Origin of the sequence: Treponema sp. C6A8 (assembly GCF_000619925.1) — a bacterium.
Taxonomy (GTDB): domain Bacteria; phylum Spirochaetota; class Spirochaetia; order Treponematales; family Treponemataceae; genus Treponema_D.
This window is the reverse complement of record NZ_JHVB01000015.1, coordinates 14,810-36,539: the sequence shown is the minus strand read 5'-3', so window position 1 is coordinate 36,539 and position 21,730 is coordinate 14,810. Positions and strand designations below refer to the sequence as shown.

The following is a 21,730-nucleotide window of genomic DNA, read 5'->3' as shown; positions in this document are numbered from 1 at the left end:
TTGCAAAGCAAAATGTTCGAGAAAGATTCTTATATGTGAGGATTAAAATGAATTTAAAATACTACCAGAAAGAAAGTGAATGTATGCCGCTGGAAGAGCTGAGAAAACTTCAGGGGGAGCGGCTGGCAAAAAACTTCCGTCATGTGTACGAGAATGTTGAGTATTATAGAAAGCGCTGCGAGGAGGCTGGAGTTACTCCGGATGATATCCGCGGGCTTGATGATCTGGATAAAATTCCTTTTACCTGCAAGGACGACCTTCGTGCAACTTACCCTTACGGACTTTTTGCCGTTCCTATGAGTCAGGTTGTGCGCATTCACGCTTCTTCGGGAACTACCGGCAAGCAGATTGTCGTTGGTTACACCAAAGAAGACCTGGACATCTGGGACGACTGTACTGCCCGCCAGCTGGTAGCTATTGGCTGCGATGAAAACGATATTGCCCAGAACGCTTACGGCTACGGTCTTTTTACCGGTGGTTTTGGCGTTCACGGCGGCGCAACAAAGCTTGGCATTCAGGTTATTCCTATTTCCAGCGGTAACACCCAGCGCCAGATTACCTTCATGCAGGATTTGAAATCGACAATTCTTTTTTGTACTCCGTCTTATGCTGCCTACCTTGGCGAAACTCTCAAGGATATGGGCCTGACTCCTGCCGACATCCATCTTAAGGCTGGTATTTTTGGTGCCGAGCCTTGGACTGAAGAAATGCGCCGCGACATCGAAAAGTCGCTTGGCATTAAAGCTTACGATATTTACGGTCTTACCGAAGTTATGGGACCTGGCGTTGCCTACGAATGCGCAGAGCAGGCCGGCATGCATGTAAACGAAGACCACTTTATCATCGAAACTATTGATCCTAAAACCGGAAAGCGTCTCCCAGACGGCGAAAAGGGCGAGCTTGTATTTACTGCAATCACAAAGCAGGCCTTCCCGCTTATGCGCTTCCGCACAAAAGACATCGGCGTTCTGAACCGCGCTCCTTGTGCCTGCGGTCGTACCTTTGTCCGCATGAGTAAGCCAATGGGCCGCACTGACGACATGCTTATCATCCGCGGTGTTAACGTATTCCCAAGCCAGATTGAAGGCGTTCTTATGCAGAACGGTTACCCTGCAAACTACGAGATTCATGTTGGCCGCGTAAACAACACCGATACTTTCGAAATCAAGGTGGAAATGACTGCCGACAAGTTCAGCGACGTTATTTCGGAAATCACACAGCAGGAAAAGGCTCTGGAAAGTGCTCTGCTCAGCGTTCTCCAGATTAAAGCTAAGGTTACGCTGGTTGCGCCAAAGAGCATCGCCCGCTCGGAAGGTAAGGCTAAGCGTGTAATTGATACGCGTAAGTTACATGATTAAAGGTTATAGGTGCCAGGTTATAGGTGTCAGGATGAGGGGAAAAGCCTTTCCCCTGGGCTCAGCCCTTGCGGTCTTCGCCACACCCCTTTCACCTAGGGGGACGCAACAAGTTGCTTACCCCCTAAAACCCCTGGAACCTGGAACCTAAAACCTAGAACCTGTTAATTGGAGGAAAAAATGACAATTAATCAAATCTCAATTTTTATTGAAAACCGTAAAAACGCCCTCTCAGAACTCACAAACGTTCTGGCAGAGCATAATATCAACCTTCGCGCAATTCAGATTGCCGATACAAGCGACTTTGGAATTGCCCGAATTATCGTGGATGACCCAATCCCGGTTCAGGCTGCCCTTGAACGCTCTTCTTACATCGTAAAGACAACCCCGGTTATCGCCATCGAAATCCCGGACGAAGCAGGAAGTCTTAATAAAATCCTTAAACTCCTTGCAGACAATGGCCGCAACGTTGAATACATGTACGGATTCACAGGCCGCCAGACAAACGCTGCCTTCATGGTAATCCGCTGTACCGACGTTCAAAAAACCGAAGAAATCCTTGAAAAAGCAGGAATTCGTACTGTTGGTCAAAATGAAGTTTCACAGTTGTAACAAACTGTGTTACAATATTGTTATAATTATAAACAGGAGAAAACGAATGAAAAAAACACACATTTTATCAGCATTAATTCTTGCATGCGCAGTATTTTTGTCATCTTGCGCAAGTACAAAAGTTACCCGCGTAGATGCAGATTCAACAATTGACCTTTCTGGTTTCTGGAACGACAACGATCTTCGAATTGTAACTGAAACTTTGATCAACGACTGCGCAAATTCAACACGTATCAAGAATTACAAAACAAAAAGCGGAGAGGCTCCTTTAGTAATTATCGGACCGATTACAAACAAGAGCAGCGAACACATTGATACAATAAATCTTGCACGCCGTTTCCAGACTGCTATCATCAATAACGGAACAATGGAATTCGTTGCTGATTCAGAACAGCGCCTTGCTTTGAGAGCTGAAAAAGATAATCAGGCACAGTATTCTACTGCAGAATCTGCAAAGGCAATCGCGCAGGAACTTGGAGCTGATTTTATGCTTCAGGGTTCGGTTCGTACAATCGTTGATACAGTTGACAACAAGCAGGTTCGTACTTACTACGTTGATATGGAAATTATCGACATTGAATCAAATAAGATTTTGTGGCAGGGTGAAAACAGCGACATTAAAAAATTCATCAAAAGACCAAAGTCTAAATTTTAATGCGTAAATCACGTCTGCTGATTGCTGCGCTGGGGGTAATGCTTTTTGCTTCCTGCGCATCAAATTCAAAAAAAGAGGGCTCATCAAAATCTTCACAAAAAGAGGAAAATCATAAGTATTTGGCCGCTTTGGATGAAGGCCGCTACGATGATGCCCTGAAAATCCTGTCTAAACAGAAAAAACAGAAAAAGAATTTAATCCGCGATAATTATGATTTAGCCATGCTTTATCATCTTACAGGAGACTATGCTGCTTCCCGTGATTTGATGAATCAGACAGAGCGTCTTATGGATGCGTCTGTTACAAAAAGCATTTCTCAGGGATTTGCTGCGGCTGTTTTTAATGAAAATTCCGTTGAATATGAAGCAAATCCCTACGAATACATCTATTTAAATATTTTCAACTTTTTTAATTATTATAATGCCGGCGAAGAAGATGAAGCCGGTGTTGAAATCCGCCGAATGAACGACAAGCAGAAAACCTATCTTGCAAAATACGGTGAATTTTTACTTACTGATGATAATTACAATGCTGATTCTGAAGTTCAGAATGCCTACACCAGCTTAAATATAAATCCTGCAGAAATTAACGGCAGCGCTCCTGCTAAGCCTACTTCCGCTGATATTTTTAAGGATTCTCCTGCTGCCCGCTACATGAGTCTTCTTTTGTACATGAGGGAAGGCGATTTTGGCAATGCGGAACTCGACGCAAAAATGCTTCATTCCATGAATGAATCTTTTGATACTAAGAGTGAATTAAATATTTCCCGGGGTAAAGGCCGCCTTGATGTTATTTCCTTTACCGATTTAATCGGTCGCCGTGAAGAAGAAAGGATTGTAATCGGGCCTATTCCGACTTTTCCTTTTGTAATCAACAAAATAATCGTTACGATTCCTGATTTTGACATTGAATTTGTTTATCCGAAATTTGTTCACACAGATAATAGCCGCATAACTGCTGTAAAAATGATTGTTAACGGCCAGGAAAAAACTCTTTCCCTGCTTGAAGATTTTAATTATGCCGTTCAAAAGGATGTAAAATCAAAGGCAAAAAAAGCTTATGGAAGAAGTGTCCGCCGCAGTCTTGCTAAAAAACTTTCTGCAGTAATTTCGGCGGCAACGGCTGTTGTCAGCGCCCAGGTTGCTGCCGAGCAGGCTGATAATCCTGTTGCAATTGCCATAACAAAAGCCGCTGCCATAGCCGCTATCTATGCTCTTCCTCCTGCAATCGAAGCTGTTGATAAAACCGAAACAGCTGATATTCGTCAGGTTTACGCACTTCCTGGAAAGGCCTATGCAAGCGGACTGGAACTTGAGCCTGGTCTTTATGATGTTACCGTTCAGTATTTGAGCGGAAGCCGTGTAATTGCAGAAAAAAATTACAGCAAAATCAGAGTTCGTGAAAACAAGCCGACAATCCTTGAATCTCTTCTTTAACCAAATTGTAGAAAGTTTAGCGGGATTTCAGTATAATCCTAGCCATGAATATAATCGTTGTTGGCGGTGGTGGTCGTGAGCACACTATCTGCTGGAAATTAGCTCAGAGTTCACTGGTTGATAAAATCATCGTGGTGCCTGGAAACGGCGGAACGGCTGATGAAAATAAGTGTGTAAATGTAAATCCAAAAGATTGTGATTATATTGCAGAGGGTGAGAATCCTTGTGTTGCTATTGCAAAGCATGAAAATTGCCGCATGGCTGTAATCGGTCCGGAAGATCCTCTCTGCGAAGGAATTGCAGACGAGTTCTGGAAGGCTGATATTCCTTGTGTCGGCGCTAAAAAAGCCGGCGCAATGCTTGAAGGAAGTAAAGACGTAGCCAAGGCCTTTATGAAAAAATACAACGTTGCATGTGCTGCCAGCGAAACTTTTGTAAACAAAGACGCTGCAATTGAATATGTAAAAAAGCACGGCGCTCCAATCGTTATTAAGGCTGACGGACTTGCTGCCGGAAAGGGTGTAGTTGTTGCCGCAACTGTGGAAGAAGCCCTTGCCGCTATCGAAGATATTATGGAAAGCGGCCGCGTAGGTGACGCCGGCAAAAAACTTGTAATTGAAGATTATCTTGAAGGAGTTGAGATTTCAGTTTTGGCTGCAGTTTCTGTAACTCCTGAATATGCAGTGCAGGGAAGCGCTACAATCGTTCCTTTCCTTCCTGCCCGCGACCACAAACGCCTGAACGACGGCGCAAAAGGTCCAAACACCGGCGGAATGGGTGCAGTTTGCCCTCTTTCTGACGTAACTCCAGAAATCATGGAGCAGTTCAAAAAAGACTGTCTCGAGCCAACCCTCAACGGACTTATCAAAGAGCGTTTCGATTACCGCGGATTTATTTTCTTTGGTGTAATGCTCACTAAAAACGGTCCAAAACTTCTTGAATACAATGTTCGTCTTGGTGACCCTGAAACTCAGGCTGTTCTTCCTTTGATGGATTTTGATATGGCCGCAATGTGTACTGCAATTTTGAACGGTACTCTCAAAGACTTTGAATTCAAGTGGAAGCCAGGTTTCCAGTGCGCCCCTGTTGTTGTAAGCGGCGGCTACCCTGGAAGCTACAAAAAAGGCTGCGAAATCACTTATGATGCAGCAGAGCTTGCAGAAAGCACAGCAAAGGTATTCATTGCGGGTGCAGTAAAAGACGGCGACAAGCTTCTTACAAGCGGCGGTCGTGTTCTTGCCTGCAGCGCTTACGGAAGCACTTTTGATGAAGCCTGGAAGCTTGCCTACCGTGGAATCAATGCCGTTCATTTTGAAGGCGCCTTCCACCGTAACGACATCGGTCTACCAGGTGCCGCTGAAAGCGGTAAGTTGTAATATGCAGGAGGGGGAGGTCTCCCCCTCGCTCCAACCGCCTTCGGCGTTTTCCGCTACCCCTTCTCCTAGGGGCGGTGCCCCTAAAACCCCGCTATTTTCCCAGTCTATTAATTAGTTTTTCAGCTGTTAATCCCCAGTCCTCACCATTTGCAAAGCTTGAGCCTGCAAGGGCGTGGGCATAAACGGCAGTAATTGCGGCATCAAGGGCAGTGTAGCCCTGAGCCAGCAGTGCCGCCGCCATTCCGGCAAGGACGTCACCACTGCCGGCTTTTGCTAGGCTTTGAGTGCCCCTGTCGCATATGTAAGTCTGCCCGCCATTCGCAATGAAAGTATTTGCGCTTTTCATTATTACTGTCAGATTCGGGAACTTTGCCGTAATTTCCTTTCCGATTTCTATTCGCCTTTCTGCAAAAGTAAGTTCTTCTACCGATATTTCTTTTTCCGGGAAAATTGCCTGATAAAGATTTTTAAGTTCCTTTAAGTGAGGTGTAAGAATTATTTTCCCCTGAGGCTGCAAAGCTGAAAGTGTCTGTAAAATTTCGAAAAGCTTTTTATTGCTGAATAAATCTGCATCCAGCACGCAGGCTGCTGATTTTGCATTTTTATACCAGTCAAAAACTTTTTGAAGCGCCTTGTCTGCGGCAGCTCCAAAGCCCAGTCCGCTTCCGATTAAAACGCAGCTTGTATTTGCAGGAATTTGGTCGCTTATCATAAGCTCCGGAGAAATCTTAAATTGGGCAAGGTTTGAATTTTGGGATTTTACAAGAGTTACAAGTCCGCTTCCAAAGTTGAGGGCCGCCGTTGCCGCAAGAATTCCCGCTCCGGATTTTTCGCCGGCAAAAACTGCTGTATGCCCGAAGGTTCCTTTGTGGGCGGCTTTGTTTTTCCGTAAGGGAAGTTTGATGTCGCTTTCTTCAATTAAAAAAGCATCCGGGTTTCCGCAGCTTTCAAATTTTTCGCGGGAAATACCAAGTCCAGCAATAATGATTTTGCCGCAAACTGCCTTTGCTCTGTCAGAAAAGAGGGCAGTTTTTAAACAGCCCATTGTGATTGTAGTGTCAGCTTTAAAACGCAGGCCTGTCGGAATGTCGCAGGCAATTTTATATGCGGGAAGTTCGTTCAGCTTTTCTACAATATAGGCAATATTTTCTCTAAGCTGGCCAGTGAAGCCTGTTCCAAGAATGCAGTCTACAATGACAGAAAAGTCTGAAAGGCCCTCTGTTTTTTCCAGAGCCCAGAAATCTGCTTCAGTTAAAACTGAAATGCCCGCAGCCTCGGCCATCTGCCGCTGATGGATAGCTTCTTCTGTTTTTGGCTGGCTGAGTGCAATGAGAGTGCATTCTACTTCCGCTTTGCCGGAAATTCTGCGTGCAAGGGCATAGCCATCGCCGCCGTTGTTTCCGCTTCCGCAAACGATAAGGATTTTGCAGGGGCGGGCGTTAACGGCACTTTTAGCGCCAGCGTTAACGGCACTTTCATTCTGACGCAAAACTTCCATTACAGAGGCTTCCATCCCCGCCGCCGCATTTTCCATCATCAAAAATGGCGGAAATAGAAATTTCTCCTTAGCGGATTTTTCCAGGTCTTGTGAATTTGTAAAAATGGCTTTCATTAAATATCTTTTGTTTTCTTATCTTCTTTTTTCTTTTTGGACTTCTCTTTTGTATTTTCTGCAGATTCCTTTATTTCCTCTGCGGCGTCCTTTGCATCATTTCCGATTTTCTTTCCCAAGTCTTTGAAAAAGTTTCCGGTTTCTTTCAGGGCCTTTTTCCCCTGTTCGCCGACTTCCTTCCACTCATTATTATCAGCCTGTTCGGTCTTAGTATTTTCTTTGTCCTCTTTTTCTTTTGCGCTTACAAGGCTAAGGCAGGCCCCAATCATCATCATTGCAAGGATTTTTTTCATTTTCTTTCTCCGAGTTCTATCATAGTTTTAAGCGATCCGTCGCTTCCGTAAATAAACACAGTATGAGCCTGCCCGTTACCAGCATATTTCACGCAGATTTTTTCACCTTCTTTTACGGCGCTCTTATAGGTAATACGGATTTTATTGAAATTATGGGCGCGGTAAACTTCCTCAGGCAGGGCTTCCATTGCGTAATCAACGTAAATCAGATTGTGAACGTGGTGGTTAAAATCGATGTCGTTTCTGCGCGGTGTCAGTTCAAGTTCGCGGCTGAAAGTTTCCGGCGTTTCAATTTTAGGAAGCTTGGCATCGGCAAAAACAGATTTCTTCTCCGGCTGATATTTTGCCAGAAGTTCTTCTGTTACCTTGCTTGGCCGGTTAGATTTCAAGTCATAATGAATCCAGCGGGTCGTTCCTTTTCCGCAAAGTTCTCCGTTGCAGAAAAGTTCAAAATCGCGGGAAGTGCTGAACATGGAAGTTGCGCCCTGACTCCAGGTCACCGCCTTAATTTTATCGCCGTATTTCGGGCAGCGGTCTATTTCCACATACCAGTCGGTCAAAATCCAGGCAGTACCGTCCGAACTTCCCTTTAAAATCTGGTCGCCGGCCGCATCCGAATGATGATTTCCCGAGTTTTCAAGAATCTTCAGAATCGCTTCAATTTTCAGCTGGCCGTTATCGTAAAAATCTTCCAGCAAAGGCTCATAATTTAATTCAACAAACATGTATTTCTCCAGTATTTCAGGCGAGTAGTACTTCCTAGTCGCCTTCCGCTGTTCCCTAAGGGTCAGCCGCAAGCGGCCTGCTTCGCAGCAGCTCCACGCTCCCGCCGTATGCCCCTAAAAATCGGAAGAAATCTCTTCCTAATAGTTTGATTTTAACATAAAAAATGTGACTTGTCAGTTTGCTTTGATAAAACGACAATTAAATACTTTCTATCAAATTTTCTATTGCTTTTAATTGGCGGTCATCTAATTTTTCGGCCAGGGCAATAAGGTTTGAATATTTTTTGTAAAGATGGATTTGATTTTGAGTCTCATCAGCATTTTTGTTTTTTTCTTTTCCTGTGACTAAATATTCTACAGAAACTTCGAGTGCTTGTGCAATTTTTACCGCATTTTCGGCAATAGGAGCTGTACATTTTTCAGCAAGATAATGGTCTATTGTACCTTTTGGAACTCCACTTTTTTCAGCAAGTTCTTTTACAAGTATTCCTTGATAAGATAATTCTTCTTTTAGATTTTCCTTAAAACCCATATTAAAAATAATTAAGCAAATTTGATTATTTTTGAGAAAAAATACACAAAGTCGTCTAATTGTTATATAATTAATCAAGTGTGATTAATAAATAATAATTAATCACACTTGTGAGTTTTGCATGCAAAAAAATGATAGTACATCACATATAAAACCATTCATAAAGTGGGCTGGTGGAAAAGAAAAAGAATTGAATATATTAAAAAACTTTTATCCAAAGAAGTTTTCAAAATATATAGAACCTTTTGTAGGTGGTGGTGCTGTGTTTTTAAATACGGATGCCCAAACATATTATATAAATGATAAATCTTCAGAACTGATAGCTTTATATTCTAGTATAAAGACACAAAGTAGCGCATTTTTTAGTTATTTAACCGTAATAGCAAAATCTTGGAAATATATTGAAGAATTTTCAGAAAAAAACAAAGCATCTTTAATAAAACTGTTTGCATTAAACAATAGGAATAGTTTAGAAGAATATATAAAGATTCATTTCGTGGAGTTAAAAGAGAATCTTTGTATTTCAACTTTACATTCAGCTGTTTTGGAAAACGAATTAAAAAGAAACTTGTTCTCTAAAATAAATCGAGCAAATAAAATTCAAAATATAAAAGGAACATTACCAGAAGAAGAAATATTTTATAATATGGAATGCGCTTTGAAGAGTTCTTATTATATGTATCTTCGAAGTATTTATAATAAATTAGATTTGAATGACAATCCAAATATTTATTCTGCAGTGTTTTATTTTATTAGAGAATATTGTTATTCATCTATGTTTCGTTATAACAAGAATGGTACCTTTAATGTTCCTTATGGAGGAATAAGTTATAACAGAAAAGATTTCAGTAATAAGATTAATTTATTAAAAAATCCTTTTTTAATTTCTAAATTAGAAAAGGCTTCAATCTATAATGAAGATTTTGAATCTTTCTTGAATAATTTGATTATAAACAATAACGACTTCATATTTCTAGATCCACCATACGATACCGAATTTTCTACTTATGCAAAAAATCCATTTGATAAAGAAGATCAGATTAGACTTTGTGAGTATCTAAAAAATACAAAAGCACAATTTTTACTTGTGATAAAAGAAACCGATTTTATTAAAAATTTGTATAAAGATTTTAATATTGCATCATTCGATAAGCATTACCTTGTGAGTTTTAAGAATCGGAACAAAAAAGATGTAAAACATCTAATTATAACAAACTATGAGGTAAACTAAGATGTACACATGGGGATGGAGAACAAAACCAAGAAGTACAATACGAACTGTTCAGTGGTTTTCAGAATTTGGAAAAACTGGAAGGATTGAATTGGGAAGAAAATTCAGGTAGACAAAGTGTATTTGATAATAAACCTGTACATCCTGCAAGAAGACTTTATACATATAATGCACATTCAGATGAAAACTCAGAAATTGGAGACCTAAGCTTAGAACAATTTTCGTCAGGAATGTTTGATAGAAAAGAAGCTGAAGGTGATGCAAGAAATGACAAATCAACATTTGAATTTTACGGTTTTGGATATGTAGATGACGAAACAAATGCAATACAGACCACAAAAGTAGGACAATTAATTCTTGAACAAAATTTTGATAATGAAGATTTCTTAAAACAACTCCTAAAAATCTATTTTCCAAATCATACATATAAAAAAAATCAAATTGGAAAATGGAAAATTTTTCCTATGAAATTATTAATTTCAGCATTGGAAAAATTTGAATCTCTTAATCGAAGTGAGATTGTGCTTTTATTTGGATGTTCAAATAATGAATTAATAACGAACACATTAAATGCTATTGCAATTTTTAAGACAGAATATCAGAAATTAGAAAATAAACAAAAGGATGCAAAAATTCTTTGTGAAAAGCTTTTTATAAAAACTTATGGCGCTTTAGATAATAAAATCGAATCATATTATGATTACGCAGATGCATTTTCAAGAGCTTTGGTTTATACAGGCCTTTTCTCTGTTCATGGACCTGGTATAGCTGCAAAAATCAGAGTCGCTGAACATGCAAAACTAAAATTCAAACTTTTAGCAGAAAAATACGACTTTATTAATCCAGAGTTTAAAGATAAAAGAGAGTATTTTTCATGGTTCGGTTCCTCAGATTCAATTTCTTTGCCTTGGGACAATATCGAAAACAGAAAACTTCTGATACAAGAAAAGATAAATATAATTGAAAAAACACAAAATGAATCTGATAATATTTCTGCAAAAAAAATTAAAACAGAATTAATAAAAATTTCAAGAACATTACAAAATATAAAAACAGAATCTGAAAATAAAATTCTTGAAAAGAATCTCATAAAGTATATTACTTCGTTAAGAGAAAACAATTTTATTGAACATCTAGCTTTTACTAAGGAAGTTCGAGATGAAATATTGGATAGGTTTAAACTTATTTTAAATGATGATGATATGAGTGCTTTATGGCTAGAAGTAAATACATGGAAAAGTCTGATAGCAATAAGAGGAAAGAAATCTGTAAAAAGAAATTTTAATATTGAAGAAGATTTAACTCCAAAGAGTTTTGCGCCGGGAATAGGGAATACTCCTGATATGGAATTATATACAGATGAGTATATTATTCTTCCTGAAGTATCATTAATGACAGGCATTAGACAATGGGAGCATGAAGGCTCAAGTGTTATAGATCATGTTTTTAGATTCATTAAAGAACATGATGATAAGAATGTATTTGGATTATTTATCTCTTCCTCAATTAATATTCGAACAAAATGGCAATTTTTTATTCTTAATAAAGAAAGTTGGATAGGAAAACCAGTTCCAGTTATTCCAATGACAATAAACATGTATTCAGAGATAATTTCTTTTATTTATGACAATGAAATTGAAATTCCTGATTTTATAAATCTTCTTATAGATATTCATCAATTATCTCTGAAAAGTAAGGATTTTGAAACTTGGTTTAATGAAAGCGAAAAATTTATTGATTTGTGGAAACAAAAAGTTGCATAGAAAATGGCGTATATAAAGCCATTTTTATGTAACTGAAAAAATATAAGGCATTTACTATATGGATTTACTGTGGTATAATTAAATTATTGGAAGTGCCTGATTTAGGCGGCGTCTCCCAAAGTCAACTTGCGTTTTTGCGAGAATAAAAGAATGGGAGGCTTGCGTATGACATGTGAAATTTTGATTGCAATTGTAACTTGTGTTGCTACTGTAATCAGCACTGTTATAGCGCTGCTCTCTTACCTAAAAAATAAAGAGTAAAAAATAAGCCGCCTCGTCCGAACCACTTGGCGGCTTTTGCACAAAACAGTGGAGACGACCGAATAAATCGGGCATTTCCTTTTGTTTAATATAACATATAAGTTTGTTATCGTCAAATTCTTACTATTTTAAGAACATTATTCCCAAAATTCCAACCGGAATCAGGTAAGCCGCAAACCAGTGGAGCTTTCCCTTGCGGATAATTTTCATTAAGAATGTCAGCGAAATGTAGCCGGTTGCAAAAGCTGCGGCGCAGCCTGCGATTACAGGGGCGGCACCTATGCTGCTGCTTACTTCGCCCAAATCTTTAAGTTCAAGAATGAAAGCGCCAAGAATTGCCGGAATTGAAATGATAAAAGAAAAATCTCCGGCGGCTTTTGCATCTACTCCGCTGTAAAGGGCACCGGCGATTGTAGAACCGCTTCGGCTTATTCCAGGCAAAGTTCCGAAGCCCTGCATTACGCCGATTACGATTGACTGGAAGAGGGAAACTCCTTCAGCTGGGGTACTGCCTTCTTTTTGAGCTTTAGCTTCGTTCTGCTTTCTTTTCAGGTTACTTACAATAAGTAAAACTGCTGTTACCAGGAAGCCTGCACAGGTAGATTTAATTGAAAGCTGGGGCATTTTTTTACTGGTGACAATACCGATAGCTGCGGTAATGAAAGTTGCCACTATTACGGCGATGATTGTGCGCCGCCCTGCCTTGTCAGATCCGGCAAGTAAATCTTCCGGGTGAAGACTGCCTTCCGGCTGTGCGCGGCGTACAATCCATCTTCCTAAAATAGAGAAAAGACGGGCAATTTTACGCCAGAAATAAAGGCAAACGGCACAAAGCGTTGCAAGATGAAGGAAAACGTCGAACAAAAGCGGAACGTCATCCAGCTTAAAAAGGTTCTGCGCTACGGCAAGGTGACCAGACGATGAAATCGGGAGAAATTCCGCGATTCCCTGTAAAATTCCGAGTAAAATTCCCTGAAAAATTGTCATTGAAAGCCTCTGTTGTATTTACATTTCAGAAACGTGCATGGATTCTACGTCCTGCACTCTGATGTGGTGATGCCCTAAGTCTAAAAAGTCGCCCCATTCTTCGGGCATGAAACAGCCGTGTTCGTAGCAGCCACCGTCTTTGCGGCAGTGGACGCAGGGGTTTTTGCTGTAGTGTCCCAGCTTTTCTACGTCGAGGGTTTCGGATGAACCGTTCTTGTATTTTATTGTCAGTTTCATTTGTGCCTCCTACATGGAAAAGTGTGGCGCGGGTCCCAGCTTACGGCGAAAAATGAGGTCTCACCCCGTCTGCGGTCCCCCCTCATTTTCCGCCTGCGTCCCACGCCCCACTTTTCTTGTGAGTTAATCCCAAAACAATCATTGTAACTAGCGAGCCGGCCACCATTAAAAAGCATAAAATCTGGCCGGTGGAGAAGTTTAAAAGCGAAGTGTTGGTGTAGAGCGGGGCGCTGGCGTCTTTGGCGATGCGGTAGCCGATGTCGGCGTCGGGCTCGCGGAAGTATTCGATGAAAAAGCGGAAGAAACCGTAGCCGCAGGCGTATGAAAGTCCCAGCTGGCCGTCAAACTTTTTATGCTTTCTCATAAACCACAAGATTGCCCAGAGAATTACGCCTTCAAAAAGGGCTTCGTAGAGCTGGCTTGGGTGGCGGGGAAGGTTTACAAGATTTTTGTCTGCAATTTCCATGCCGATTTTTTCTGCAAAGGCCTGAACCCAGGCTTTTGAGGTTGAAAACTTTTCTGCGGCAGGGAAAACCATGCCCCAGGGAGCTGTCGTAATGCGGCCGTAAAGTTCGCCGTTGAGGAAGTTGCCCAGGCGGCCAAAGGTGTAGCCTAAAGGAATTGCAACGCACATTGCATCGCACCATTTCCAGAAAGGCTTTTTGTGGAGGCGGCACCAGACAATCATTCCGATTAATCCGCCGATAAAGCCGCCGTGGTAAGACATGCCGGCAAGTCCTGTAAAGTTTCCGGCTGCGTCAAAAGGCCAGAAAATCAGCCAGGGCTTTTTCCAGTAAAGTCCGGTTGTGTCGTAAATCAAAGTGGAAAATACGCGGGCGCCAATCAAAAGGAAAACTATTCCGCTTGCAATAAAGCTGAAAACATCATCTTCGGTAGCTTTGCCTGCCGGGCTGGAAGCTGTCGCCTGGGAAGGTGAATCCAAAGCGCCTTCCTTAAAAAGCCTGGTCAGAATCCAGTAAGCGGTTCCGAAGGCAAAAACGTACATCAGACCGTACCAGCGCAGGAGTCCTAAAAATTTAATTCCGGGAAAAATCTGAGGATGAATCCAGGAAGGGTAATTTACGTATAAAAAGTTCATATTAAATCTTAAATCCTTGTCCGGCTGCCTTAATCAGTTTTGATTTTAAGAGCTGATTTTCCTTGCGCACCTGTGTAAGCTCGTAGTTCAAAGTTTTTACCATTTCTGCAAGTTCACTGATGGAAAGTGTTCCACCTGCAACAAGGTCTTCAATTCCTGCAAGCTTGATATTGTAATCTTCGTTAGCCTCTTCATCGGCATTCTGGAAGTTGTCGCTGGCGCCTTCAAGATTAAAGGCGGCGTCAAAATTGCGAGGCGGCGTTGCAATCACCTTGTCGGCAATGCGGTAAACTGCCTGTCCCAAAACCGACTGAGGTTTGTAAACAACAACCGGCAGCTGGGAAGCAAGTGCCTTATCCTGAAGCATGTCGCGGTACATAAGGCCAAGATATTCAATTTCAAGACCAAGATACTGATTGCAGGATTTTTTAATTCTCTGTGCGCGTTCAGCATCCTTAGGGTCTTCAATCATATTCATTACAAGACGAGGACGGAACTGTTCCATGCGGGCCTTAAAAAGCTTTGTTGCTTCCGGATCCTGAATTTCAAGCTCCTTTACAAGCTGAGGAATGTAAAGCTTCTGCATGGATTTTGCATTTTTCTTGAGTCCGTCGATATAAGCGCGGCCAGGAGTTCCTCGCTTGAAGGTTGTATATAAGAGGCGGAAGGTTGCGTTTTTAAGGAAAAGATAACCGTTCAAGGTTGCGGTAACGGCTGGGGCAGAAACAATAATTCCCTGTGGAGAAAGCAGGAACATATCCAGAATAAACTGATGGGTTCCGGCACCAAGGTCAAGGATAACGTAGTCTGTGTTGATGTTTTTCAGGTTGCGGATAAGTTTTACTTTCTGAACGTGTTTAAGTGAAGTCAAATCCGGAATCTGACTGTCGCCGGCGATAAAACTTACGTTGTCATAATCTGTAGGCTGGATGATGTCTTTAAAATCAATTTTATCAGTAAACCAGGAACCAAGACTTGCAACACCCGGATGCTGTCCGATTACAAGATGAAGATTGGAAGCTCCCAAATCAAGATCAACTAAAACAACTTTTTTTCCCTGCTGACCCAGGGCAATTGCAAGATTGGCAGAAAGAAGACTTTTTCCAACTCCTCCCTTTCCACTTGCTATTGGAATTATCTGTGCCATAAATAAATTATATCACATAAATGGCAAGTTTTATATGGAAAATTTACTCTTTGTGCCGTAAAATAGAAACGTTATGAAAAAAACGTTTAAGAATATTTCGCGGGCCGCATTGACTTTTGTGGTTCTTACCTTTGCATCTCAGTGCTTTGCTCAGTCTTCAATAGAATCTGATACAAAAATTTCCAGTTTCCAATATATGAAAAAACTTAATTCAGTTTTTGATTTTGTTCAGCTGAATTATGTTGATGATTTAGACGCAAAACTTCTTTATGAAGGCGCACTCAAGGGAATGCTTGAGGCAATCGGTGATCCTTATACCCTTTACCTTGATTCAGATTACATGCGCGACCTTGGTGATACTACTAACGGTTCATTTGGCGGTGTCGGTCTTACAATTTCAAAGCCGACTGAAAACAAGCCTGATAAACCTGCCTACGTAGAAGTTTCGTCACCAATCGAAGATTCCCCTGGAGCAAAAGCCGGCATTCAGTCTGGTGACTACATTGTTGCGATAGAAGGAAAGCCTACTCCTGAAATGACTATGAGCGAGGTTTTGAGTAACCTTCGCGGTGAGGTAGGAAGTCCTGTAAATATTACGATTTTACGCGGCGCCAACATGAAGTTTGACATTAAGCTGGTTCGTGCTCTGATTGAAGTTCCGACCGTAAAAGACGGCATGATTGAGGGAACAAAAATCGGATATATGCGCCTTATTCAGTTTACTCCGGAAACTCCAAAGCGTGTTCAGGAAGCAATCGACGGATTTAAGGCTGCCGGTTACAAGAGCCTGATTATTGACTTACGCGATAATCCTGGCGGACTTATTACAAGCGCCGTTGATGTTGGTGACAAATTCATTGACGCAGGCCCGATTGTTTCTACAAAGAGCCGCCTTATTTTGGAAAATCATCAGTTTACAGCTAATAAAGACAAGACTGTCGTAACAAAAATGCCGATAGTTGTGCTTATCAACCACGGTTCGGCAAGCGCTTCTGAAATTCTTTCCGGGGCACTTAAAGATAATCATCTGGCTTACCTTGTCGGTGAACGCACTTACGGAAAGGGCTCTGTTCAGCAGGTTGTTCCACTTGGCGAGCAGAACGGAATTAAGCTTACAATCGCCCGCTACTATACTCCGAGCGACACAAATATCGATAAAATCGGAATTCCGCCTGATCTGGAAGTAAAAAATATGGAAACTTTCACAAAAGAGCAGGAAGAGCTTTACGTTAAGATGATTGAAAGCGAAGTCATTAACAAAATGGTTGAGGCAAATCCTAACATGAAGGAAATTGATATTGCCGCAGCTGCAGAACGAATCGCAATTGATTATCCTTTTGATTTGCGTCTGCTCCGCCGCCTTTTGAGAGTTCAGCTTCAGCGTCATCAGCCGACTCCTCTTTATGATATGGACTACGATTTGCAGTTAAAAGCCGCAATTAAAATTTTGCAGGAAGAAAAGTTTTCTGACCTTGTGAAGAAGACCAAGACTTTGAAGCAGCTTCAGGACGAGGCAACTCAAAAAGAAACGGTTGCTGTGAAATAGATTCTCGGGTCAAGCCCGAGAATGACAGGGCCTTGTCTGAAAATGAAGGGTATTGCCTGAAAATGACAGTATAAATGCGTCAATTTATTGTAGAAAAAGAAAACATTAAAAACGGTCTCATTGAACTGATAGGGAAGGATTTCCGCTATCTGCGTCAGGTTCTGCGCGTAAAAAAAGGTGATATGCTGAATGTGCGCCTGGATGACGGGGAACTCAGGTCAACGACGGTTGCCTTTATTGATGACAATGCAAAAAAAATTATCCTTCAGGTTTGTGATGCTGCAGAGGGAGATGCTTCTTCCCGCGCCGGCACTTCCATTACCCGCGGTACTCAGGCGGGCGAGATTAAAAATGCCTTTTCTGACCGAGACTTTGTGCTTTTTCAGTTTATACCTAAGGCTCAGAAGTTTGAGCTTATCGTTCGTCAGGCAACGGAGTGCGGTATCAGCGTGATTGTACCGGTAATCGGTGATTTTTCTGAAAAGAACTGTACCAGCATGTTTTCCGGGGCTAAACGCGAACGCTTTGACCGCATTATAAAGGAAGCAAGGCAGCAGAGCGGCTCTCCGGTGGCAACTAAAATTGTAGAACCAATGACGCTTACGGACGCTGTAGATTGGTGGAAGAAAGTTTTCGGTGGAGGGGAAGCTTCTTCCCTTGCTCTTGCCCTCTGGGAACGCACGGAAGGCGAAGTTCCTCTCTTTAAGCTTGTTTCATCAAAAGATAAGATTACAAAGGTGGCAATTGCCGTCGGAAATGAAGGTGGAATCAGTCCTGCTGAAATTAAGCTATTGAACGAAAAGGGATTTTTTTCTACCATTCATTTTGAAGGAAATATTTTAAGATGCGAGACCGCAGCGCTTTATGGAATTGCCGCGGTTCAGAGCGCAATTTTTCAATTAAATCAGGAAAAACAGGGTGGGGAAAATGGCTGAAAGAGTTTCAATAGTTGGTGTACCGGTAGATATTTGCCAGCCGGATAAACTTGAAAACGAAATCATGGAGATTCTGGCAAAGCCGGGAACAAAACAGATTATCTTCCTTTCTATATGGGATTTGCTGAAAGCCCGCCGAAAGGGTGATTTTGCTGACTGCGTTAAAAGCGCAGATTTAATCATCCCAATTTCTAAGAGTATTCTTCGTGCGGCAGCCGTCCTTAAAAAGCCGGTGCCTGTTCGCTATAATCCTTTTAACGCCGTAATCCAGATTCTTTCAGTTCTGGATTCTCATTTTAAGACAATCTATCTTCTTGGTTCATCAAAAAAGACAATCAGCAAGGTAGAACACAATATAAAAGATACTTTCCCGTCGCTTAAGGTAATCGGCCGTTATGTAGGCTATTATCCAAAGACCAGTGAGCCGGACATCATTCAGGCAATTTTTAAGGCACAGCCTTCACTTGTTCTTGTCAGTGACGGAATCCGCGAAAAGAACTGCTGGGCTTACCGCCGCCGCAATCAGTTTTCTTCAAGCACTTTCCTTTATTACAAAGATGCCTTTGGAATTTTCTCTGAACGTGTCCGCCGTGTAGATGAAAAAACTTTTGACAAGGGACTGGAATTCTTTGCCGAAATTGCTCATAACCCATTTAAAATCTTCCTTATAGTCAGACTCTTTTTCTTCAGCCTGACTGTTGTATGGTATAAACTTTTTAAGAAATAAAATAATATAACGCATAGTTATAAAACTTAAAAAATAATTAAGAATTTAAGTGGGATTAAAATGTCAGTTTTCATGAATAAGAACCAGATTTTTCTGGTTACTACCCGTGAAGATGTTGTTTTATTCTGCAACGAAGTATTACATAACTTTGCAACGATTCACACACTTTCCTGTCTGGACTGCGTTACTTATAATGCGGAAGGAATTGTAATTTTTGATGCTTTCAGGGAGCCGGAAACTTTATATTTTTTAAGTCAGGCCCACAAGTATAAATGTTCCTTCATAATCTTCATTTCCCCACTTTTAAATGAAGATATTCAGCGAAAACTTCGATTATTTACTTCCTACTGTTTTTCTTCAATTACGGTTTTTAATACTCAGAATAATTTTAAATCCTTTGCCCGGCGATTTTTTGCCCAGTGCCACGACGGATATAATAGTAGAAATGGCAATGGGGTGATTGAAGCCAGAAATGAAACAATTAACGGATTTTTCGCGGGAATATCGCCTAAAATTCAGAATTTTCGTTCCATGCTTCGCTCTGTTTCGATGGTGGACACGCCAGTATTTCTGCTGGGCGAAACCGGCAGCGGGAAAACTTCTGCTGCAAAACTGATTCATAATCTTTCAGCCCGGAAAAACGGCCCTTTTATAAAAGTCCCTCTTTCTGAATTTGCTTCTTCCATCAGCGAAAGCACTCTTTTTGGAAAGAAGGAAGGGGCATACACGGACGCAGTAGCTGATGAGGGATATTTTAAGCGCTCAAATCATGGAAGTTTGTTTCTTGATGAAGTTGGCACCTTTAAATTTACGGATCAGCAGAAACTTCTCAGGTTTGGTGATGACAAAGCCTTTACTCCGGTCGGAAGTTCAAAACCATTGAGTATTGATACAAGAATAATTCTTGCGACCAATGCCAATATCCGCGAAATGCTTGATAAGGGAACGATGAGGCTGGATTTTTTTCATCGTTTTAGTAATAACGTTCTTACGATTCCCTCCCTTAGAGAGCGGCCCGAAGATATTCCCTACATTGCAAAACAGTATCTGAAAAATAATAAAATCTGCAAATTTCTTTCGCCGACCGCCCTTGAAAAACTCTGTGAATTTTCCTGGACAGGCAATATCCGTGAGCTGAATAACTGCATGGAACGCACTGTCCGTGACTGTCAGAATGAGCGCATAGGCCCAGATGACCTGGATTTCGGTTATATGGTCTAGTCCATCAGCGCAAGAATCGAGTTTCCGAAGTTTTCAACCTTTACGGAACCAAGGCCGTATATTTTTAAAAGTTCAGATTTTGACGAAGGCTTTTTTGCCGCGATGTCATATATTGTCTTGTCGCCAAAAATAACGTAAGGCGGAACATTCATATCGCTGGATTTCTTTTTTCTCCATTCCTTTAATTTCGAGATGATGATTTCTGCCTGCGGGTCGTCAGCGGATGGTTTTTCTGCGACAATATTATCTGACCTTTTATGAACGATATAGGATGATTTTTTCTGAGGTTTTGGAAATGCCAGAGACGGCCTGTCTTCCCCGTATGTGAGGCTGTCTGCCACTGCGGAAGAAGACTTATCTTTCGCCGCGCCCTTCTGTGCCGGCACAAACGAAAGCTCAACTTTTTCGCGCGAAGAAAGAAGGTCGTAACCCTTAGGTGTAATCTGCAGAATATTGTAATCGCCGCTTTTAATCAGAATGTGCTCCTGAATCAGCACTTCCACTAGATTAAACCAGTCATCCTTGGAAAGTTCCCGCCCGATTCCCCAGGTGCTTAAAAAATTATGTTCGTTTTCAAGAATGCGTTTTTCCCGTGAACCAAGAAGAACGTCAATCACGTAAGAGGCGCCAAAACGTTCCTTTGTCCTGATGATGCAGGATAGAAGTTTTTGAACCGGGATTGTCATGTCGGTAAGGGGGATTTTTCCGCCGTAAGTTTTACAGATGTCGCAGCAGCATTCGGCATTTGCCTCAGAGGGCTGGTATTTTTCGCCAAAGTAAGCAAGAAGAGTTCTTCTGCGGCAGGTATTTGAAGCTGCAAACTTTATCATACTCTGCAGGAGCTTTTCAGCCTGTTCCGGGTTTGCGGAGTCTTCAAAGAACCAGCGGATTTTATGAATGTCACCCAGGCTGTATAAAAGCAGCGCAGATGAAGGAAGTCCGTCTCGTCCGGCACGGCCTATTTCCTGATAATATTCTTCTATAGATTTAGGCAGGTCAAAGTTGATTACGTAGCGGACGTTGGGTTTATCAATTCCCATGCCAAAGGCAATCGTTGCAACCATGATCTGGATTTCGTCTTTTACAAAAAGTTCCTGATTTTTGGCGCGGATTTCATCGGACAGGCCCGCGTGGTAATTTCCGACAGATAAATTCATGGTGGAAAGAATATCTGCCATTTCATCAACCTGCTTGCGGGAATTACAGTAGACAATTCCACTTTCGCCTCTATGTTTTTCTATATAACTGATTACCTGCTGAATTGCTCCCTGTCCCCGCCTTTTACTCTGAACTTCCAGAAAGATATTTTCACGGTTGAAGCTTGAGATAAAAACAGCCGGATCCTTCATCATAAGGTTTTTGATGATGTCCTGTCGTACGTTGTCGGTGGCAGTTGCGGTAAGCCCGACCATTACAGCTTTGGGGAAGTAGCGGCGGATTGTGCTGATTTCCATATAATCAGGGCGGAAGTCGTGTCCCCACTGGGAAACACAATGGGCTTCGTCCACGGTGATGCAGCTGACCTGAAGATTATTCTGACTGAAAAGCTCTCGTATTCGTCCGGTTGAAAGCTTTTCAGGGGAAATATAAAGGATTTTTACGTCTCCGCGGATAATGTCTTCTATTGCCTTAAAATATTCCTGAGATTCCAGGGCGCTGTTCAAAAATACTGAGTGAATGCCCCAGGCTTCCAGTGCCGCAACCTGATCCTGCATCAGGGAAATCAGAGGGGAAACGACAATTGTAATGCCTTCAAGAATAAGAGCCGGAATCTGGTAGCAGATTGATTTTCCGCCGCCGGTCGGCATGATGGCAAGTGTATCTTTTTTATTTAATATGCTCTGGATTATGTTCTTTTGTGATGGTCTGAAAGAGTTGTAACCGAAAACTGTATTCAGAACAAGTTCCGGCTGGGCGCCCACAAAAGCATTTGACTTTATTTTCACATAATTATTATAACAGCTCATAAGCACTTGAAAA

20 protein-coding genes are annotated in these 21,730 nt (G+C 41.6%); 11 read left to right on the top strand and 9 right to left on the bottom strand.

The features are described from left to right. Nucleotides 1–47 precede the first annotated feature (47 nt). The 5 genes from T530_RS0111500 to purD all read left to right on the top strand — a co-directional run bounded on the left by T530_RS0111500 (nt 48) and on the right by purD (nt 5,434). Nucleotides 48–1,358: a phenylacetate--CoA ligase family protein gene (locus T530_RS0111500; RefSeq protein ID WP_027729139.1), complete on the top strand. Its 1,311-nt coding sequence runs from the start codon at nt 48–50 to the stop codon at nt 1,356–1,358. 177 nt (nt 1,359–1,535) lie between these two features. Next, nucleotides 1,536–1,967: an ACT domain-containing protein gene (locus tag T530_RS0111495; RefSeq protein ID WP_027729138.1), complete on the top strand. Its 432-nt coding sequence runs from the start codon at nt 1,536–1,538 to the stop codon at nt 1,965–1,967. A 46-nt stretch (nt 1,968–2,013) separates the two neighbouring features. After that, entirely contained in the window at nt 2,014–2,622 is a 609-nt protein-coding gene (locus tag T530_RS0111490; RefSeq protein WP_027729137.1) for a penicillin-binding protein activator LpoB, read from the top strand. Next, complete coding sequence (locus T530_RS0111485) at nt 2,622–4,058, top strand: hypothetical protein (RefSeq protein ID WP_027729136.1); 1,437 nt, start codon at nt 2,622–2,624, stop codon at nt 4,056–4,058. Before T530_RS0111490 ends, T530_RS0111485 begins: the two co-directional genes overlap by 1 nt. Nucleotides 4,059–4,102: 44 nt before the next feature. Continuing rightward, nucleotides 4,103–5,434, top strand: coding sequence for a phosphoribosylamine--glycine ligase (gene purD / locus T530_RS0111480; protein ID WP_027729135.1), 1,332 nt, complete (start codon nt 4,103–4,105; stop codon nt 5,432–5,434). 91 nt (nt 5,435–5,525) lie between these two features. Here purD and T530_RS0111475 read toward each other — a convergent pair whose 3' ends face one another. The 4 genes from T530_RS0111475 to T530_RS14305 form a co-directional block, all read right to left on the bottom strand. Continuing rightward, complete coding sequence (locus T530_RS0111475; RefSeq protein WP_027729134.1) at nt 5,526–7,046, bottom strand: bifunctional ADP-dependent NAD(P)H-hydrate dehydratase/NAD(P)H-hydrate epimerase; 1,521 nt, start codon at nt 7,044–7,046, stop codon at nt 5,526–5,528. Further along, complete coding sequence (locus T530_RS14310) at nt 7,046–7,339, bottom strand: hypothetical protein (RefSeq protein ID WP_038074601.1); 294 nt, start codon at nt 7,337–7,339, stop codon at nt 7,046–7,048. The genes T530_RS0111475 and T530_RS14310 overlap by 1 nt, the downstream gene beginning before the upstream one ends. Beyond that, a complete protein-coding gene (locus T530_RS0111465) occupies nt 7,336–8,064 on the bottom strand; it encodes an acyl-[acyl-carrier-protein] thioesterase (RefSeq protein ID WP_027729133.1) in 729 nt (242 codons plus the stop codon). Before T530_RS0111465 ends, T530_RS14310 begins: the two co-directional genes overlap by 4 nt. A gap of 199 nt (nt 8,065–8,263) precedes the next feature. Continuing rightward, a complete protein-coding gene (locus tag T530_RS14305) occupies nt 8,264–8,596 on the bottom strand; it encodes a helix-turn-helix domain-containing protein (RefSeq protein ID WP_038074598.1) in 333 nt (110 codons plus the stop codon). 121 nt (nt 8,597–8,717) lie between these two features. Between T530_RS14305 and T530_RS0111455 the strand changes: the two genes are divergently transcribed. Both T530_RS0111455 and T530_RS0111450 read left to right on the top strand, forming a co-directional pair. Then, nucleotides 8,718–9,827, top strand: a complete 1,110-nt coding sequence (locus T530_RS0111455) for a DNA adenine methylase (RefSeq protein WP_051537969.1) — start codon at nt 8,718–8,720, stop codon at nt 9,825–9,827. 68 nt (nt 9,828–9,895) lie between these two features. Then, entirely contained in the window at nt 9,896–11,590 is a 1,695-nt protein-coding gene (locus T530_RS0111450) for an AlwI family type II restriction endonuclease (RefSeq protein WP_027729131.1), read from the top strand. A 384-nt stretch (nt 11,591–11,974) separates the two neighbouring features. On the opposite strand, the gene T530_RS0111445 is transcribed toward T530_RS0111450, so the two are convergent. The 4 genes from T530_RS0111445 to T530_RS0111430 all read right to left on the bottom strand — a co-directional run bounded on the left by T530_RS0111445 (nt 11,975) and on the right by T530_RS0111430 (nt 15,321). Continuing rightward, nucleotides 11,975–12,838, bottom strand: coding sequence for an undecaprenyl-diphosphate phosphatase (locus T530_RS0111445; RefSeq protein ID WP_027729130.1), 864 nt, complete (start codon nt 12,836–12,838; stop codon nt 11,975–11,977). A gap of 18 nt (nt 12,839–12,856) precedes the next feature. After that, nucleotides 12,857–13,075, bottom strand: a complete 219-nt coding sequence (locus T530_RS0111440; protein ID WP_027729129.1) for a hypothetical protein — start codon at nt 13,073–13,075, stop codon at nt 12,857–12,859. 82 nt (nt 13,076–13,157) lie between these two features. Beyond that, on the bottom strand, nt 13,158–14,174 hold the full coding sequence (gene lgt / locus T530_RS0111435) for a prolipoprotein diacylglyceryl transferase (protein WP_027729128.1): 1,017 nt from the start codon (nt 14,172–14,174) through the stop codon (nt 13,158–13,160). 1 nt (nt 14,175) lies between these two features. Next, nucleotides 14,176–15,321, bottom strand: a complete 1,146-nt coding sequence (locus T530_RS0111430; protein ID WP_027729127.1) for a P-loop NTPase — start codon at nt 15,319–15,321, stop codon at nt 14,176–14,178. A 73-nt stretch (nt 15,322–15,394) separates the two neighbouring features. Between T530_RS0111430 and T530_RS0111425 the strand changes: the two genes are divergently transcribed. From T530_RS0111425 to T530_RS14890, 4 genes are all read left to right on the top strand, one after another. Next, nucleotides 15,395–16,867, top strand: coding sequence for a S41 family peptidase (locus T530_RS0111425; protein ID WP_027729126.1), 1,473 nt, complete (start codon nt 15,395–15,397; stop codon nt 16,865–16,867). Between the two features lie 74 nt (nt 16,868–16,941). Next, complete coding sequence (locus T530_RS0111420; RefSeq protein ID WP_027729125.1) at nt 16,942–17,802, top strand: 16S rRNA (uracil(1498)-N(3))-methyltransferase; 861 nt, start codon at nt 16,942–16,944, stop codon at nt 17,800–17,802. After that, a complete protein-coding gene (locus tag T530_RS0111415; protein ID WP_027729124.1) occupies nt 17,795–18,529 on the top strand; it encodes a WecB/TagA/CpsF family glycosyltransferase in 735 nt (244 codons plus the stop codon). Before T530_RS0111420 ends, T530_RS0111415 begins: the two co-directional genes overlap by 8 nt. Nucleotides 18,530–18,589: 60 nt before the next feature. After that, nucleotides 18,590–19,750, top strand: coding sequence for a sigma-54 dependent transcriptional regulator (locus T530_RS14890; RefSeq protein ID WP_051537968.1), 1,161 nt, complete (start codon nt 18,590–18,592; stop codon nt 19,748–19,750). Here T530_RS14890 and recQ read toward each other — a convergent pair. Continuing rightward, nucleotides 19,747–21,717 carry a DNA helicase RecQ gene (gene recQ, locus T530_RS0111405; protein WP_051537972.1) on the bottom strand — a complete coding sequence of 657 codons (1,971 nt, stop codon included), beginning with the start codon at nt 21,715–21,717 and terminating at the stop codon, nt 19,747–19,749. The two genes, T530_RS14890 and recQ, sit on opposite strands and share 4 nt — an antisense overlap. Nucleotides 21,718–21,730 lie beyond the last annotated feature (13 nt).

Excerpts from the sequence above, each read along its gene's own strand:
- T530_RS0111440 (WP_027729129.1), bottom strand. The coding sequence starts at position 13,075 with ATGAAACTGACAATAAAATACAAGAACGGTTCATCCGAAACCCTCGAC.
- T530_RS0111415 (WP_027729124.1), top strand. The coding sequence starts at position 17,795 with ATGGCTGAAAGAGTTTCAATAGTTGGTGTACCGGTAGATATTTGCCAG.
- lgt (WP_027729128.1), bottom strand. The coding sequence starts at position 14,174 with ATGAACTTTTTATACGTAAATTACCCTTCCTGGATTCATCCTCAGATT.
- recQ (WP_051537972.1), bottom strand. The coding sequence starts at position 21,717 with ATGAGCTGTTATAATAATTATGTGAAAATAAAGTCAAATGCTTTTGTG.
- T530_RS14890 (WP_051537968.1), top strand. The coding sequence starts at position 18,590 with ATGTCAGTTTTCATGAATAAGAACCAGATTTTTCTGGTTACTACCCGT.
- T530_RS0111495 (WP_027729138.1), top strand. The coding sequence starts at position 1,536 with ATGACAATTAATCAAATCTCAATTTTTATTGAAAACCGTAAAAACGCC.
- T530_RS0111445 (WP_027729130.1), bottom strand. The coding sequence starts at position 12,838 with ATGACAATTTTTCAGGGAATTTTACTCGGAATTTTACAGGGAATCGCG.
- T530_RS0111420 (WP_027729125.1), top strand. The coding sequence starts at position 16,942 with ATGCGTCAATTTATTGTAGAAAAAGAAAACATTAAAAACGGTCTCATT.
- T530_RS14305 (WP_038074598.1), bottom strand. The coding sequence starts at position 8,596 with ATGGGTTTTAAGGAAAATCTAAAAGAAGAATTATCTTATCAAGGAATA.
- purD (WP_027729135.1), top strand. The coding sequence starts at position 4,103 with ATGAATATAATCGTTGTTGGCGGTGGTGGTCGTGAGCACACTATCTGC.
- T530_RS0111430 (WP_027729127.1), bottom strand. The coding sequence starts at position 15,321 with ATGGCACAGATAATTCCAATAGCAAGTGGAAAGGGAGGAGTTGGAAAA.
- T530_RS14310 (WP_038074601.1), bottom strand. The coding sequence starts at position 7,339 with ATGAAAAAAATCCTTGCAATGATGATGATTGGGGCCTGCCTTAGCCTT.
- T530_RS0111500 (WP_027729139.1), top strand. The coding sequence starts at position 48 with ATGAATTTAAAATACTACCAGAAAGAAAGTGAATGTATGCCGCTGGAA.
- T530_RS0111475 (WP_027729134.1), bottom strand. The coding sequence starts at position 7,046 with ATGAAAGCCATTTTTACAAATTCACAAGACCTGGAAAAATCCGCTAAG.
- T530_RS0111485 (WP_027729136.1), top strand. The coding sequence starts at position 2,622 with ATGCGTAAATCACGTCTGCTGATTGCTGCGCTGGGGGTAATGCTTTTT.
- T530_RS0111425 (WP_027729126.1), top strand. The coding sequence starts at position 15,395 with ATGAAAAAAACGTTTAAGAATATTTCGCGGGCCGCATTGACTTTTGTG.
- T530_RS0111490 (WP_027729137.1), top strand. The coding sequence starts at position 2,014 with ATGAAAAAAACACACATTTTATCAGCATTAATTCTTGCATGCGCAGTA.
- T530_RS0111455 (WP_051537969.1), top strand. The coding sequence starts at position 8,718 with ATGCAAAAAAATGATAGTACATCACATATAAAACCATTCATAAAGTGG.
- T530_RS0111465 (WP_027729133.1), bottom strand. The coding sequence starts at position 8,064 with ATGTTTGTTGAATTAAATTATGAGCCTTTGCTGGAAGATTTTTACGAT.